At 63.0% G+C, this 14,947-nt stretch carries 16 protein-coding genes and 4 tRNA genes; 18 read left to right on the top strand and 2 right to left on the bottom strand.

The window, feature by feature from the left end; translation table 11 throughout:
• Positions 1–52: 52 nt before the first annotated feature.
• A complete protein-coding gene (locus tag ACF8LI_RS10050; RefSeq protein ID WP_392412542.1) occupies positions 53–1,249 on the bottom strand; it encodes an amino acid aminotransferase in 1,197 nt (398 codons plus the stop codon).
• Positions 1,250–1,377: 128 nt separating this feature from the next.
• Here ACF8LI_RS10050 and uvrB point away from each other — a divergent pair, with 128 nt between their 5' ends.
• The 17 genes from uvrB to ACF8LI_RS09965 all read left to right on the top strand — a co-directional run bounded on the left by uvrB (position 1,378) and on the right by ACF8LI_RS09965 (position 13,063).
• Positions 1,378–3,465, top strand: coding sequence for an excinuclease ABC subunit UvrB (uvrB, locus tag ACF8LI_RS10045; RefSeq protein ID WP_034365932.1), 2,088 nt, complete (start codon positions 1,378–1,380; stop codon positions 3,463–3,465).
• 225 nt (positions 3,466–3,690) lie between these two features.
• Positions 3,691–4,227: a Fe-S cluster assembly transcriptional regulator IscR gene (gene iscR / locus ACF8LI_RS10040; protein ID WP_012205825.1), complete on the top strand. Its 537-nt coding sequence runs from the start codon at positions 3,691–3,693 to the stop codon at positions 4,225–4,227.
• 134 nt (positions 4,228–4,361) lie between these two features.
• Positions 4,362–5,582 carry an IscS subfamily cysteine desulfurase gene (locus ACF8LI_RS10035; protein WP_017403940.1) on the top strand — a complete coding sequence of 407 codons (1,221 nt, stop codon included), beginning with the start codon at positions 4,362–4,364 and terminating at the stop codon, positions 5,580–5,582.
• A 43-nt stretch (positions 5,583–5,625) separates the two neighbouring features.
• The gene (gene iscU, locus ACF8LI_RS10030; protein ID WP_016447123.1) at positions 5,626–6,024 is read left to right on the top strand and encodes a Fe-S cluster assembly scaffold IscU; all 399 of its coding nucleotides are present in this window, start codon (positions 5,626–5,628) and stop codon (positions 6,022–6,024) included.
• Position 6,025: 1 nt separating this feature from the next.
• On the top strand, positions 6,026–6,349 hold the full coding sequence (gene iscA / locus ACF8LI_RS10025; RefSeq protein WP_016447122.1) for an iron-sulfur cluster assembly protein IscA: 324 nt from the start codon (positions 6,026–6,028) through the stop codon (positions 6,347–6,349).
• Between the two features lie 116 nt (positions 6,350–6,465).
• The gene (gene hscB, locus ACF8LI_RS10020) at positions 6,466–6,984 is read left to right on the top strand and encodes a Fe-S protein assembly co-chaperone HscB (RefSeq protein ID WP_016447121.1); all 519 of its coding nucleotides are present in this window, start codon (positions 6,466–6,468) and stop codon (positions 6,982–6,984) included.
• Between the two features lie 84 nt (positions 6,985–7,068).
• Positions 7,069–8,937 carry a Fe-S protein assembly chaperone HscA gene (gene hscA / locus ACF8LI_RS10015; RefSeq protein ID WP_016451691.1) on the top strand — a complete coding sequence of 623 codons (1,869 nt, stop codon included), beginning with the start codon at positions 7,069–7,071 and terminating at the stop codon, positions 8,935–8,937.
• A 25-nt stretch (positions 8,938–8,962) separates the two neighbouring features.
• Positions 8,963–9,301, top strand: coding sequence for an ISC system 2Fe-2S type ferredoxin (gene fdx / locus ACF8LI_RS10010; protein WP_013802212.1), 339 nt, complete (start codon positions 8,963–8,965; stop codon positions 9,299–9,301).
• A gap of 11 nt (positions 9,302–9,312) precedes the next feature.
• Positions 9,313–10,029, top strand: a complete 717-nt coding sequence (gene dnaQ, locus ACF8LI_RS10005) for a DNA polymerase III subunit epsilon (RefSeq protein WP_016447119.1) — start codon at positions 9,313–9,315, stop codon at positions 10,027–10,029.
• Positions 10,030–10,071: 42 nt separating this feature from the next.
• Positions 10,072–10,146: transfer RNA gene (locus ACF8LI_RS10000), tRNA-Val, on the top strand.
• Between the two features lie 37 nt (positions 10,147–10,183).
• A tRNA-Val gene (locus ACF8LI_RS09995) sits at positions 10,184–10,258 on the top strand.
• A 40-nt stretch (positions 10,259–10,298) separates the two neighbouring features.
• Positions 10,299–10,373 (top strand) — tRNA-Val (locus ACF8LI_RS09990).
• Between the two features lie 40 nt (positions 10,374–10,413).
• Positions 10,414–10,488: transfer RNA gene (locus ACF8LI_RS09985), tRNA-Val, on the top strand.
• A gap of 159 nt (positions 10,489–10,647) precedes the next feature.
• Positions 10,648–11,748 (top strand): NAD(P)/FAD-dependent oxidoreductase, encoded by a 1,101-nt coding sequence (locus ACF8LI_RS09980; protein WP_034365914.1) that lies wholly within the window; start codon positions 10,648–10,650, stop codon positions 11,746–11,748.
• Between the two features lie 201 nt (positions 11,749–11,949).
• On the top strand, positions 11,950–12,261 hold the full coding sequence (locus ACF8LI_RS09975; RefSeq protein WP_016447117.1) for a DUF883 domain-containing protein: 312 nt from the start codon (positions 11,950–11,952) through the stop codon (positions 12,259–12,261).
• 8 nt (positions 12,262–12,269) lie between these two features.
• The gene (locus ACF8LI_RS09970) at positions 12,270–12,689 is read left to right on the top strand and encodes a phage holin family protein (protein WP_016447116.1); all 420 of its coding nucleotides are present in this window, start codon (positions 12,270–12,272) and stop codon (positions 12,687–12,689) included.
• Positions 12,690–12,691: 2 nt separating this feature from the next.
• Entirely contained in the window at positions 12,692–13,063 is a 372-nt protein-coding gene (locus ACF8LI_RS09965; protein ID WP_392412538.1) for a hypothetical protein, read from the top strand.
• 84 nt (positions 13,064–13,147) lie between these two features.
• On the opposite strand, the gene ACF8LI_RS09960 is transcribed toward ACF8LI_RS09965, so the two are convergent.
• Positions 13,148–14,194, bottom strand: a complete 1,047-nt coding sequence (locus ACF8LI_RS09960) for a quinone-dependent dihydroorotate dehydrogenase (RefSeq protein WP_016451694.1) — start codon at positions 14,192–14,194, stop codon at positions 13,148–13,150.
• Between the two features lie 34 nt (positions 14,195–14,228).
• Between ACF8LI_RS09960 and rpiA the strand changes: the two genes are divergently transcribed.
• Positions 14,229–14,921 carry a ribose-5-phosphate isomerase RpiA gene (gene rpiA, locus ACF8LI_RS09955; protein WP_026062503.1) on the top strand — a complete coding sequence of 231 codons (693 nt, stop codon included), beginning with the start codon at positions 14,229–14,231 and terminating at the stop codon, positions 14,919–14,921.
• Positions 14,922–14,947: the final 26 nt, after the last annotated feature.

The raw sequence follows: 14,947 nt of genomic DNA, 5'->3' as shown, positions 1-14,947 counted from the left end.
GCTGGCGGCATGCCTTGTCACCCGGCGCAGGGCCAGGTGGCTGGAGTGGCGGTCAGACCACCTTGGCGATCGACTGGCAGACGTAGTCGATATTCTTGCTGTTGAGCGCGGCCACGCACATGCGGCCCGTGTCCGTGCCGTAGACGCCGAACTCGGTGCGCAGGCGCACCATCTGGTCCTTGCTCAGGCCGGAGTAGCTGAACATGCCGATCTGCGTGGTGATGAAGCTCATGTCCTGCTGGACGCCGGCAGCCTTCAGGCCATCGACCAGCTTCTGGCGCATGGCCTTGATGCGCACGCGCATCTCGCCCAGTTCCTTTTCCCACAGTGCGCGCAGCTCGGGGTTGTTCAGCACGGCCGCCACCACGGCGCCACCATGGGTGGGCGGGTTGGAATAGTTGGTGCGGATCACGATCTTGAGCTGGCTCAGCACGCGGGCCGCCTCTTCCTTGTCGTTGGCGACCACCGACAGTGCGCCCACGCGCTCGCCGTACAGGCTGAAGCTCTTGGAGAACGAGGTCGAGACGAAGATGTTCAGGCCGGCGGCCACGAACTTGCCGATCACGGCGCCGTCTTCGGCAATGCCGTGGCCAAAGCCCTGGTAGGCCATGTCAAGGAAGGCCACCAGGCCCTTGGCCTTGATGGCGGCAATCACTTGGTCCCACTGCTCGGCCGTGATGTCGTAGCCGGTCGGGTTGTGGCAGCAGGCGTGCAGCACCACGATGGTGCCAGGGGCCGCTGCGTTCAGGTCGGCCAGCATGCCTTCGAAGTTCACCTTGCGGTTGACGGCGTCGTAGTAGGCATAGGTGCCCACCTCGAAACCGGCGTTCGTGAAGATGGCCTTGTGGTTTTCCCAGCTCGGGTCGGAGATCAGCACCTTGGCAGCGGGGCTGATCTTCTTGAGGAAGTCGGCGCCGATCTTCAGGCCGCCGGTGCCGCCGATGGCCTGCACCGTGGACACGCGGCCGGACTTGACGACGTCGGACTCGGCGCCGAACACCAGGCCCTTGACTGCGGCATCATAGGCAGCGATGCCGTCGATGGGCAGGTAGCCGCGGGCCGTGGGCTTGTCCATCATCGCCTTCTCGGCGGCCTGCACGCACTCGAGCAGGGGCAACTTGCCGTTGTCGTCGAAGTACACGCCCACGCCCAGATTCACCTTGCTGGGGTTGGTGTCGGCAGCGAACTGCTCGTTCAGACCCAGGATGGGGTCGCGGGGGGCCATTTCGACGGCGGTAAACAGAGACATGAAGCGTCCTTGGGATGTCTTGGGAGGTGGAAAAAACGCGGCTAGCCCCAAGCTGCGGTAGGCTTTCGGGTTAACCCATGAATTCTAGCGATCTCGCCGGCCGATACCCACTTTTGCGAACCCACGTCATGCACGAAGTCTCTGATTCCTCTCCAGCACCTGCGGCCTCGGGCCAGTTCGTGCATTTCGCGGACTCCCCCTTCGAGCTGTTCCAGCCCTATCCACCGGCTGGCGACCAGCCCGCCGCCATTGAGAAGCTGGTCGAGGGCATCCAGGACGGTGAATCCTTTCAGACCCTGCTGGGCGTGACGGGCTCGGGCAAGACCTTCACCATGGCCAACGTGATCGCCCGCCTGGGTCGTCCGGCCATCGTCTTCGCACCCAACAAGACACTGGCCGCACAGCTGTACAGCGAGTTCCGCGAGTTCTTTCCCAAGAACTCCGTCGAGTACTTCGTCAGCTACTACGACTATTACCAGCCCGAGGCCTACGTGCCCCAGCGCGACCTTTTCATCGAAAAAGACAGCGCCATCAACGAGCACATCGAGCAGATGCGGCTTTCGTGCACCAAAAGTCTCATGGAGCGGCGCGACGTGGTCATCGTGGCCACGGTCTCGGCCATCTACGGCATCGGCGAACCCGAAAGCTACCACCGCATGATCATGACGCTGCGTACTGGCGACCGAATCAACCAGCGCGACGTCATCGCGCAGCTGATCCGCATGCAGTACCAGCGCAACGACCAGGACTTCAGCCGCGGCAAGTTCCGCGTGCGCGGCGACACCATCGATGTCTTCCCCGCCGAGCATTCCGAGCTGGCCATCCGCATCGAACTTTTCGACGACGAGGTTGAAAGCCTGCAGCTGTTCGACCCGCTCACGGGCCGCGTGCGCCAGAGCATTCCGCGCTTCACTGTCTACCCCAGCAGCCACTACGTCACGCCGCGCGACAAGGTGCTGGCCGCCGTGGAAACCATCAAGCTGGAACTGGCCGAGCGGCTCAAGCAACTGGTGGGTGACGGCAAGCTGGTCGAGGCCCAGCGCCTGGAGCAGCGCACGCGCTTCGACCTTGAAATGCTCACCGAGGTCGGCCACTGCAAGGGCATCGAGAACTACACGCGCCACCTCTCCGGCGCAGCCCCGGGCGAGCCCCCCAGCACATTGACCGACTACCTGCCCAGCGACGCGCTCATGTTCCTGGACGAGAGCCACCAGATGATCGGTCAGCTCAACGCCATGTACAGCGGCGATCGCTCGCGCAAGACCACGCTCGTGGAGTACGGCTTTCGGCTGCCGTCGGCGCTGGACAACCGGCCGCTGAAATTCGAGGAATTCGAGCGGCGCATGCGCCAGGTCATCTTTGTCTCGGCCACGCCGGCAGACTACGAAAAAACCCACTCAGGTCAGATCGTGGACCAGGTTGTGCGCCCGACGGGGCTGATCGACCCCGAAATCGAAGTGCGCCCAGCCACCAACCAGGTGGATGACGTGCTGCAGGAAATCCGCCTGCGCGTCGAGCGCGGGGAGCGTGTTCTCATCACCACGCTCACCAAGCGCATGGCCGAGCAGCTCACCGACTACCTGAGCGAAAACGGGGTCAAGGTGCGCTATCTGCACTCCGACGTGGAGACGGTGGAGCGCGTGGAGATCATTCGTGACCTGCGTCTGGGCGTCTTCGACGTTCTCGTGGGCATCAACCTGCTGCGAGAGGGCTTGGACATCCCTGAAGTCTCGCTGGTCGCCATCCTCGATGCCGACAAGGAAGGCTTTCTTCGCGCCGAGCGAAGTCTCATCCAGACCATCGGCCGCGCCGCACGCAACCTGCACGGCAAGGCCATCCTCTACGCGGACAGGATCACGGAGTCGATGAAGAAGGCCATCGGCGAGACCGAGCGCCGCCGCGCCAAGCAAATGGCGTTCAACGAGGAAAACGGCATTGAACCCAAGCAGATTGTCAAGCGGGTGAAAGACCTGATTGATGGTGTCTACAGCGAAAAAAGCGGCAAGGAAGCGGAACGTCTGGAAGCCAATCAGCTCGAAAGAGCGCGTGTCGAGGACATGTCCGAAAAAGATGTGGCCAAGGAAATCAAGCGTCTGGAGAAGCAGATGCTCGAACATGCGCGCAGCCTGGAGTTCGAACAGGCGGCGCGGGTGCGCGATCAGCTGGCACTGCTCAAGGAGCAACTGTTCGGAGGCTCTTCCGCGCAGGTTTCCTGAGGCGGTGCCTTGTCTGAAGCCTGTTGGCTCTTGTTACCCGACAAAATTGATGGGGAATGTGGTACACTCAGGGTCAACACTCAACAACAACAAAAACTTCGATGAAAAGAAGGGCTCTGAACCTTTTGAACAGGACGGAGTAAGGGCGGAGACTGTGCCCAACTCCAGTCAAATCGCTGGAGCGGGTGTTTCTGTAACGTACAAGCCTGACTGAAGGAGCTCGTAATGCGTCTCACCACCAAAGGCCGTTTTGCGGTCACTGCCATGATCGATCTGGCCCTGCGCCAGAACAATGGCCCTGTTACGCTGGCTGCCATCAGCCAGCGACAGCAGATTTCCCTGTCGTATCTCGAACAGCTGTTCGGCAAGCTGCGCCGCCATGAACTCGTCGAGTCCACCCGTGGACCCGGCGGCGGCTACACGCTGGCCCGCAAGGCTGGCGACATCACCGTGGCCGACATTATCGTCTCCGTGGACGAGCCCATTGACGCCACCCAATGCGGCGGCAAGGAAAATTGTCTGGGCGAAGCAGGCCGCTGCATGACGCATGAACTGTGGGCGGCATTGAATCAGCGCATGGTCGAGTTCCTCGATTCCGTGACGCTGCAAAAGCTCGTCGACGAACAATTGGCCAAGGGCATCCAGATCGAGGACAAGCCCGTAGTGCGTCGTGCGATTTCCACGGCTCCCGTGGTCAAGCCCATCCGCGTGAATGCACCGAACTCGGTATTCGCGCTGGGCAACGCCTTCGCCAAGTCCTGATCGACTTTTGACACCCTGAGGGCAGGGCGCCGCTGCGCATGGCTGTGTGGCGCGGTGCTGCCCGCCCGGATGGATTCACCGGAGTTCATCGCCTTCCCGATTTTTGCCAGCCGGAACTTTGATAAGAGCCAGTCATGGACATGACCCCGCATTTCCCCATCTATCTCGACTATGGCGCGACTACTCCCGTGGACCCTCGCGTGGTGGACGCCATGATCCCATGGTTGCGTGAGCACTTCGGCAACGCTGCATCGCGCAGCCATGCCTGGGGTTGGGAGGCCGAAGAGGCCATCGAGAAGGCCCGCGGCCAGGTGGCGGATCTGATTGGCGCGGATCCCCGTGAAATTGTGTGGACCAGTGGCGCGACCGAGTCCATCAATCTTGCCATCAAGGGTGCGGCGCACTTCTATCAAGGCAAGGGCAAGCATCTGATCACGCTCAAGACCGAGCACAAGGCCGTGCTCGACACCATGCGTGAACTCGAGCGCCAGGGCTTTGAGGTGACCTACATGGACGTGCAGCCTGATGGTCTGCTCGACATTGAGGCCTTCAAGGCCGCGCTGCGTCCCGATACCATCTTGGTGAGCGTGCTCTTCGTGAACAACGAAATCGGCGTCATCCAGGACATTCCCACGATTGGCGCGCTGTGCCGCGAGAAGGGCATCCTGTTCCATGTGGATGCTGCGCAGGCTACGGGCCGCGTGGAGATCGACATGTCCAAGTTGCCGATCGACCTGATGAGCATGACCGCGCACAAGACCTACGGTCCCAAGGGCGTGGGTGCCCTGTACGTGCGCCGCAAGCCGCGTGTGCGCCTGGAGGCGCAGATCCACGGCGGTGGTCATGAGCGTGGCATGCGTTCGGGTACGCTGCCCACGCACCAGATCGTCGGCATGGGCGAGGCTTTCCGCATCGCCAAGGAAGAGATGGTCGAGAGCAATGCCAAGGCCTATGCGCTGCAACAGCGCCTGCTCAACGGTTTGAAGGATCTGGAACAGGTCTTCATCAACGGCAGCATGGAGCACCGTGTGCCTCAGAACCTGAACATGAGCTTCAACTTCGTCGAAGGCGAGTCGCTCATCATGGGCATCAAGGGGCTGGCAGTGTCGTCGGGCTCCGCTTGCACTTCGGCCAGCCTGGAGCCCAGCTATGTGCTGCGTGCCCTCGGCCGCAGTGACGAGCTGGCGCACAGCAGCCTGCGCATGACCATCGGCCGTTTCACGACCGAGGAAGAAATCGACTACGCGATCAGCACCATCCGCACCAATGTGGTCAAGCTGCGCGAACTCAGCCCGCTGTGGGAGATGTACAAGGACGGCATCGACCTCAGCACCATCCAGTGGGCGGCGCACTGAGCGTCGGCCGGCACGCGAATCAAGTATTGAAGAGGTAGACATCATGGCTTATTCCGACAAAGTGGTAGACCACTATGAAAACCCCCGCAACGTGGGTTCGTTCGACAAGAGCGACGAATCGGTGGGCACCGGCATGGTCGGCGCGCCTGCCTGTGGCGACGTGATGAAGCTGCAGATCAAGGTCAACCCCGAAACCGGCGTCATTGAAGATGCCCGTTTCAAGACCTATGGCTGTGGTTCGGCAATCGCCTCGTCTTCGCTGGTGACCGAGTGGGTCAAGGGAAAGACGCTGGATGAAGCGGCTGCGCTGAAGAACAGCCAGATCGCCGAAGAACTGGCCCTGCCTCCCGTCAAGGTGCACTGCTCCATCCTGGCCGAAGACGCCATCAAGGCCGCAGTGGACGACTACCGTGCCAAGCGCACTGCGGTGGTGGCCGCCTGATATGGCGATCTCGCTGACCGAGTCCGCGGCCCGCCATGTGAGCCGCTACCTGTCGCGCCGCGGCAAGGGCATCGGCGTGCGCCTTGGGGTCAAGACCACGGGCTGCTCTGGCCTGGCCTACAAGCTGGAGTATGTGGACGAACAGTTGCCCGAGGATGTGATCTTTGAGGACCACGGCATCAAGGTGCTGGTCGACCCCAAGAGCCTGGCCTATATCGATGGCACGGAACTGGACTTCGTGCGTGAGGGCTTGAACGAAGGCTTCAAGTTCCACAACCCCAACGAGCGCGATCGCTGCGGCTGCGGCGAGAGCTTTCGCATCTGACCGGCATTTGCCGGGGGGCCAGGCTCTGGTGGCCTGGCGGCATGCCCGGCAGGCCCTGACTTTTCTACTCCCTCAAGAGGCCGCCATCGCTTCGGTGCTGGCGGCTTTTTATCGACATGAACCTGCAATCGGACGATTTCGAGCTGTTTGCGCTGCCGCGCCAATTTGCGCAGGAGCGCAGCACCATTGACGCGCGCTGGAAGGAGTTGCAGCGCGAGGCCCATCCTGACCGCTTTGCCTCCCAGGGCGCAGCTGCGCAGCGTGTGGCCATGCAATGGTCGGTACGCATCAACGAGGCCTATCAACGGCTGAAAGAGCCGCTCAGGCGAGCAGCCTATCTTTGCGAATTGCTGGGTGCACCCGTGCGTGCCGAAGACAACACCTCCATGCCCACCGCCTTTTTGATGCAGCAGATGGAATGGCGCGAGGCGCTGGACGATGCGCAGGACGAGGCCGCCTTGGACGCGCTGGACGGCGAAGTGTCGCAGGCCAGAAAGAGCATGCTGGCCGAATGCGGCCGCCAGCTCGATGAACTGCACGATGCCCAGGCGGCCGTGCAGCAGGTCAGAGCCCTCATGTTTGTTGCGCGATTTGCGCAGGACATAGAGCGTCGCCGCGATCAACTGGGACAATAGTCCGCGACCCGAACCTCCCACGAGAGTCCCTCATTCACAAGGCAGGCCGGCCGGCCCGGACCTGCAATTTCCCCGAGTATTTCCATGGCGCTTTTGCAGATTTCCGAACCCGGTCAGTCCCCCGATCCCCACCAGCGACGCATTGCCGTGGGTATCGACCTGGGCACCACCCATTCGCTGGTCGCCGCAGTCCGCAATGGCGTGGCCGAATGCCTGCCGGATGATCAGGGCCAGGTACTGCTGCCTTCCGTCGTGCGCTATCTGCCCCAGGGACGCCGCGAGATCGGCTACGCCGCGCAGGCGGCGCTGTCCACCGATGCGGGCAACACCATCGCCTCGGCCAAGCGCTTCATGGGCCGTACGCTGGCGGACATCGACGCGCCGGAGAAGCTGCCTTACCGCTTTGCTGAGCAAGAAGCCGGTCGTGGCGTGATCGGGATCGAGACCATCGATGGCACGAAGACCCCCGTGGAAGTCAGCGCCGAGATCCTGGCCACGCTGCGCTTTCGCGCCGAGGACACTTTCAACGACGACATCCATGGCGCGGTCATCACCGTGCCAGCCTACTTTGACGACGCGCAGCGCCAGGCCACCAAGGATGCGGCCAAGCTCGCCGGCATCAACCTGCTGCGCCTGATCAACGAGCCCACGGCTGCCGCCATTGCCTATGGCCTGGACAACGGCTCCGAAGGTGTTTACGCCGTCTACGATCTGGGTGGCGGCACTTTCGATATTTCGGTCCTGCGCCTGTCCCAGGGTGTGTTCGAGGTCGTCTCCACGGGGGGGGACTCGGCCTTGGGTGGCGATGACTACGATGCGGCACTGGCTGAGTGGGTGGCCCAGCAGACCGGCGTGGTTCCGCAGACCGCCGAGGACAAGGCCCGCTGGCGCATGGCGGCACGCCTTTGCAAGCAGGCATTGACGGATGCTCAGGCCGCCACGTTCACGGCAGAGCTGTCCACCGGCACTGTGCATTTCGATGTCAAGCGTGGCGACTTCGATGCGAGCACGGCCCATCTGACGGCTCGCTCGCTGGCGGCGGTGCGCCGCGCACTCAAGGACGCTGGCCTGACGCGCGACGAGGTGCAGGGCGTGGTCCTGGTCGGTGGTTCCACCCGCATGCCCCAGGTGCGTGAGGCAGTGGCCCAGTTCTTTGGCCGCGATCCTCTCGTCAACCTCAATCCCGATGAAGTCGTGGCGTTGGGCGCTGCCATTCAGGCCAATCAACTCGCGGGCAACAGTTCCAGCGGCGACATGCTGCTGCTGGATGTGATTCCCCTGTCGCTGGGTGTGGAGACCATGGGCGGTCTGGTGGAGCGCATCATCACGCGCAACGAGACCATTCCCACGGCCCGCGCTCAGGACTTCACCACCTACAAGGATGGGCAGACGGCCCTGGCCATTCATGTGGTGCAGGGTGAGCGCGATCTTGTGGCGGACTGCCGCAGCCTGGCGCGTTTCGAACTGCGCGGCATCCCGCCCATGGCAGCCGGCGCGGCGCGCATCCGCGTGACCTTCACCGTGGATGCCGACGGCCTGCTGTCGGTGGGTGCCAAGGAGCAGATCAGCGGCGTCGAGGCGCATATCCATGTCAAGCCCTCGTACGGCCTCTCGGACGACGAGGTTGCCCGCATGCTGCAGGACGGCTTTGCCACGGCCCAGCAGGACATTCAGGCGCGCGCGCTGGTGGAGGCGCGTGTCGATGCCGACCGCATGCTCATGGCCACGGAGAGCGCGCTGCAGGCCGATGGCGATGTGCTGGCTGCAGACCAGCGCGCAGCCATCGACGCTCTGGTCGACGCCCTGCGCGCCAGCGTGGGCTCCGAGGATGCCGCCGTCATCGAGGCCGCAACACAGGCGCTGGCCAAGGGCACGGAGTCCTTTGCCGCCGAGCGCATGAACCGCAGCATCCAGCAGGCCCTGGCCGGCAAGAGCGTGCAATCCCTTTCCTGATTTCTGATCCGAACGCAGATCCGCCATGCCCGTTATCAAAATACTTCCCCACGCCGAATACTGTCCTCAGGGTGCCGAAATCGAGGCGCCTGCCGGCACCTCCATCTGCGAGGCACTGCTGGACAACAACATCAAGATCGAGCACGCCTGCGACATGAGCTGTGCATGCACCACCTGCCACGTGGTGGTCAAGGCAGGCTACAACTCGTTGAACGAGGCCGAGGAAGAGGAAGAAGATCTGCTGGACCGCGCATGGGGCCTGCAGCCGCAGTCCCGCCTGTCCTGCCAGGCCATCCTGGCGCGCGAGGACGTGACCATCGAGATTCCCAAGTACTCGCTCAACCACGCCAAGGAAAACCACTGAGGACCCAGCACATGTCGCGTCAAATCATTCTCGACACGGAAACCACGGGCCTGTCCGCCGACAACGGCGACCGGCTCATCGAGCTGGGGTGCGTGGAGATGGTCAACCGCAAGCTGACCGGCAACAACCTGCATCTGTACTTCAATGCGGGGCGCGACAGCCATCCGGACGCGCTGCGCGTGCACGGCATCACCACCGAGTTCCTCAAGGACAAGCCTCGCTTCGAGCAAAAGGTCGATGAGATCTGGGAGTATCTGCAAGGCGCTGAACTCATCATTCACAACGCGCCTTTCGATCTGGGATTCCTGAACAAGGAGCTGGAGCTTGCCAACCGCCCGCCGATCAGGCAGTGCGTGAGCGGTGTCATCGACACCCTGGTCATGGCCAAGGAAATGTTCCCAGGCAAGCGCAACTCGCTGGACTCGCTGTGCGACCGCCTGGAAGTGGACAACTCCGGGCGCACGCTGCACGGCGCCTTGCTGGATGCGGAACTGCTGGCCGATGTCTACATCAACCTCACGCGAGGCCAGGAGGCCCTGCTGATGGTGGAGGAGCCGGCCCAGTCCGAGGGCGGCCTGGTGGTCGCGCAGGTCGATCTGCGCAGCTTCAGGCTGCGCGTGGTGAGCGCCAATGATCAGGAGCTGGCCGCGCACGAGGACGTGATGGTGCAGATGGATAAATCGAGCGGCGGCAAGACAATTTGGCGCAGCTTCGAAAATCAGTCCTAGAAGTTATGACATAATCTAAGTCTTGTCGCAGTAACGACATATGGGTGATTAGCTCAGCGGTAGAGCACTGCCTTCACACGGCAGGGGTCACATGTTCGATCCATGTATCACCCACCAGTTTTTCCAGGGAAGCGGGCCTCACAGCCGGCTTCATGGGTGATTAGCTCAGCGGTAGAGCACTGCCTTCACACGGCAGGGGTCACATGTTCGATCCATGTATCACCCACCAATTTTTTCCAAGGAAGCATGGCCTCGCAGCCATGCTTCACGGGTGATTAGCTCAGCGGTAGAGCACTGCCTTCACACGGCAGGGGTCACATGTTCGATCCATGTATCACCCACCAATTTTTTCCAAGGAAGTACGGCCTCGCAGCCGTGCTTCACGGGTGATTAGCTCAGCGGTAGAGCACTGCCTTCACACGGCAGGGGTCACATGTTCGATCCATGTATCACCCACCATTCAAGCCCTCCTGAAACTTGTTCAGGAGGGCTTTTCCGTTTTGGTTGCTCCCATTTGTTCCAGGTCCTGGATATTCCAGTGCAGCCCGGTGATCTGCGGCGTATTCGTATCTGGCGCGGTCTGATAATCAGTGGCTGAACGACGAAAGGGCAGGCAGGATGAGCGAGCAGGTCGATTGCGTGGTGGTGGGGGCGGGCGTCGTGGGGCTGGCCGTGGCCAGGGCCCTGGCGTTGCAGGGCAGGGAAGTCATGGTGCTGGAGGCAGCTGAAGCCATTGGTACGGGCACCAGTTCGCGCAACAGCGAGGTCATCCATGCCGGCATCTACTATCCCCAGGGTTCGCTGAAGGCCCGGTTTTGCGTCGAAGGCCGCAAGCGTCTCTATGCCTATTGCGAGGAACGCGGCGTTGCCCACCAGCGCTGCGGCAAGCTCATCGTGGCAACGGATGAGGCGCAGCGCGGCCAGCTCCAGGCCATTGCGCGCAAGGCCGAGGCCAATGGCGTCAATGATCTGCGCTGGCTGGATGGCCCCGAGGCACGGGCCTTGGAGCCTGCGCTGCAGTGTGTGGCGGCACTGCATTCGCCCAGCACCGGCATCATCGACAGCCACGGCCTGATGCTGGCTCTGCAGGGCGATCTCGAAAACGCAGGCGGCATGGTGGTCTGCCATGCCGAGGTGCAGGAGGCCGCCGCCACGTCTGGCGGCGTGTGGCTGCGCACCGCCGACGGCACGCAGCTGCAGGCGCGTAGCCTGGTCAATGCGGCAGGCCTGAATGCCCCGTTGCTGGCGGCGCGCCTGCAAGGCTTTCCGCAGCAGTTGGTTCCACGCGCCTTCTATGCCAAGGGCAACTATTTCACGCTGTCGGGGCGCGCGCCGTTCTCGCGCCTCATCTATCCCGTGCCCGAGGCTGCAGGTCTGGGCGTGCATCTCACCCTGGACATGGGTGGACAGGCCAAGTTCGGCCCCGATGTGCAGTGGGTGGAAAGCGCAAGCGATCTGCAGGTCGATCCAGCGCGCGCCGACGCCTTCTATGCAGAGATCCGCCGGTACTGGCCGGCCCTGGCCGATGGCGCGCTGGTGCCCGGCTACGCTGGCATCCGTCCCAAGATCAGCGGTCCTGGCGAGGCGGCGGCAGACTTCACGATCCAGGGACCGCAGGTCCATGGCGTTGCGGGCGTGGTGCAGTTGCTGGGCATCGAATCGCCGGGGCTGACCAGCTGCCTGGCCATCGGCGCACATGTGGCGAAGTTGCTGGCCTGATGGTCTGCCGGTCCACGACACACGGCCACGGCAGGCCTTGTCTGACAAGGCTCAGGCCCCCTCGCTTCCCGGAAGCCAGGGAACAATTGGATAAGATGCTTGCATGTAACAAGGGCCTGCCCATGTTGCGTGACAGGTATCGGGCGACATGATTGCCTGCTCCCCGCTGTATTTGTTTTCACCTCAATAGAAAGGCTCATCATGACGAAGTCGATCACTGAAACCGTCTCCACCGCGCAAGCCGATCTTGAAAAACTGGTCAGCGACCTGCGTGGCCTGCTGTCTGCCAAGGAGCTGGATGCCGTGCCGGAAATCCACATGCTGCGCCAGCGCATCGATGACGGCATGTCCAATGTGCGTGACTCGGCTGTGCGCGCCGCGCAGGAAGCGGCCCGCCAAGCCAAGGATGCCGCCTATGCGGCGGATCGCTATGCCCACGACGAGCCGTGGCGTGTGGCTGGCGCAGCCCTGGCTGTGGGCGCCTTGCTGGGCTTCATGCTGGGCCGTCGCTGATCAACGGCATGCCTGACCAGAAAAGGATGCCTGTGAACTGGATTTCCCTTCTGGGTTTGGATGCCTGGGTGGCGCGCTGGCGTGCTGCCGTGATCGAGCTGGCCATTGCCGCCGAGGACCGTACCGACCTGGCTCGGCTTGAATGGGTCCAGCACAAGCGCAGCATGCAGACCGTGGTCGTGCTGCTGATCGCGCTGGCCGGACTCAGCGTCGTGGTCATGCTCATGCTGTCCGTGGCGGTGCTGGTGCAGTTCTGGGACACCGAGCACCGCGTGATGGTGGCCTGGCTGCTGTTTGGCGGCTGGCTGGCTATCCTTGCAATTGCCTTGTGGCAGTTGCTTGCGGCCGTACGACGCCTGGCACGCCCTTTCATCCTCACCCGCAACGAGCTGAGCCAGGACTGGCAGGCGCTGAAGAAGAGGCTGTAACCATGGTCAATGCTTCCAATGCTTCCCAGTCCCGCGACGAGGTTGCGCCGCCCAGGCCCACGGGCCCCAATGCGGCGCTGTGGCCCACTTCCACCGTGGAGCAGCAGCAGGTGATGCAGCGCATTGCCCAGCAGCGCGAGCGCCTCAGGGCGCGCTCGGCGGCCGTGGCCCAGGCCCGGGCGCTGAGCCGTGCCGCCACACGCGTGCGCCCGGATGCACCGCTGATCGAGCGCGTCGCAACGTTTGCGCGTCTGCACCCCGTGGCCGTGGGCGTGGCGGCTGCCGCTGCCTTGGTCATGGGGCCGCGCAAACTGATCCGCATCGGCACCACACTCATGCCTTTGCTGGCACGCCTTCAGCAGCGCAGGGGCTGAGATAAGGCCTTGCAAGGCTTCTTGCACAAAAAACGCCCGGCATGCCGGGCGTTTTCCTTGGTCAGCACGCGGATAACGCGGCAGTCAACGCAGTTGCGCGATGGCCCGTGCGGCCTCTGGTACCAGGCAGGGGCCCCGATAGATCAGGCCGCTGTAGATCTGGACCACATCGGCGCCCGCCCGGATCTTGCTGACCGCATCTTCGCCGCTGAGAATGCCTCCCACGCCGATGATGGGGTAGCGGCTTCCCAGCGCAGAGCGCAGTTGGCGGATGACCTGGTTGCTGGCCTCCAGCACCGGCGCGCCGGAAAGGCCGCCCGTTTCCTCGGCGTGGGGCAGGCCCTTGACGGCATCCCGGCTGATCGTGGTGTTGGTGGCGATCACGCCGTCCATGCCGTGGCGCTGCAGCGAGGTGGCGATGACGCCGACCTGCTCCTCATCCAGGTCGGGTGCGATCTTCACGAACACCGGCGCCCGCTTGCCGTGCTGCGTGGCCAGTTGCTCGCGCCGCTCGGCAATCGCTCCCAGCAAGGCATCCAGCGCTTCGTCGCTTTGCAGGGCACGCAGATTCTTGGTGTTGGGCGAGCTGATGTTCACCGTCACGTAGTCGGCATGCGGGTAGACGCCATCGAGCGCCTTGAGGTAGTCGCTGGTGGCTTCTTCGATGGGCGTGCTGGCGTTCTTGCCGATGTTCAGCCCCAGCAGCATGGGCTTGCCCATGGCGCGGGCCTGTGAGCGCTTGACGTTGCTCAGGAAGGCATCGAGGCCTTCGTTGTTGAAGCCCAGTCGGTTGATCAGCGCATTGCGTTCGGGGATGCGGAACATGCGCGGCTTGGGGTTGCCGGGCTGCGCGCGCGGAGTCACGGTGCCCACCTCGACGAAGCCGAAGCCCATGGCGGCCAGCGCATCGATACAGCGTGCGTTCTTGTCCAGGCCTGCAGCCATGCCGACGCGATTGGGGAACCTGAGTCCGGCAAGCTCGACGGGATCACTCACCATGGGTTGGGCCCAGGCCTGCTGCAGGAGCGTGTTCTGCCCCTTTGCCATCAGGTTCATCGTGAGATCGTGGGCGGATTCGGGGTCCATGCCGAAGAGAAAGGGACGGGTCAGGGCGTAGGGGATCAAAGACATGGGGATAATCGAAGGATTACCTGGATTTTCCCTCATGACGACATCTGCTGCCTCTTTTTCCCAAGATGAACTCAAAGCCCTGGTCGGGCAAGCCGCTCTGGCCTACGTAGTGCCCGGCGAAATCGTCGGCGTCGGCACGGGCTCGACGGTCAACAAGTTCATCGATGCGCTGGCCACCATCAAGGACCAGATCCCTGGGGCCGTGTCCAGCTCCGTGGCCAGCACCGAGCGCCTGAAGGCGCTGGGCATCAAGGTGCTGGATGCCAACGAGGTGGACCGCCTGTCGGTATACATCGATGGCGCCGACGAGATCGACGGCCGGGGCTACATGGTCAAGGGTGGAGGCGCGGCACTGACGCGCGAGAAAATCGTTGCGGCGCTGGCCGAGCGCTTTGTCTGCATCGCCGATGCCTCCAAGCGCGTCGAGGTGCTGGGAGACTTTCCGCTGCCGGTGGAGGTGATTCCCATGGCTGCTGCCCAGATTGCCCGGCGTTTCGAGGCCAGGGGTGGCCGGGCCGAGATCCGCATGAAGGACGGCGCTCCTTTGGTGACGGACAACGGCCAGCACATTCTTGATGTGCGCGGCCTGAAGATTGCTGAGCCGCTGGCCTTTGAGTCCGAGGTCAACCAGTGGCCCGGCGTGGTCACCGTGGGCGTTTTTGCGCACCAGAAGGCATCGGTCTGCCTGCTGGGCACGCCTGAAGGCGTGCAGACGCTCGACTATTGAGGCAGGAACCCGGTCCTGGCCTCTCG

Origin of the sequence: Delftia sp. WSY_12 (genome assembly GCF_043104645.1) — a bacterium.
In the GTDB taxonomy this organism is placed as follows: Bacteria; Pseudomonadota; Gammaproteobacteria; order Burkholderiales; family Burkholderiaceae_C; genus Comamonas; species Comamonas tsuruhatensis.
The sequence above is the reverse complement of the archived record's forward strand: the minus strand, read 5'-3'. Positions and strand labels throughout refer to the sequence as shown.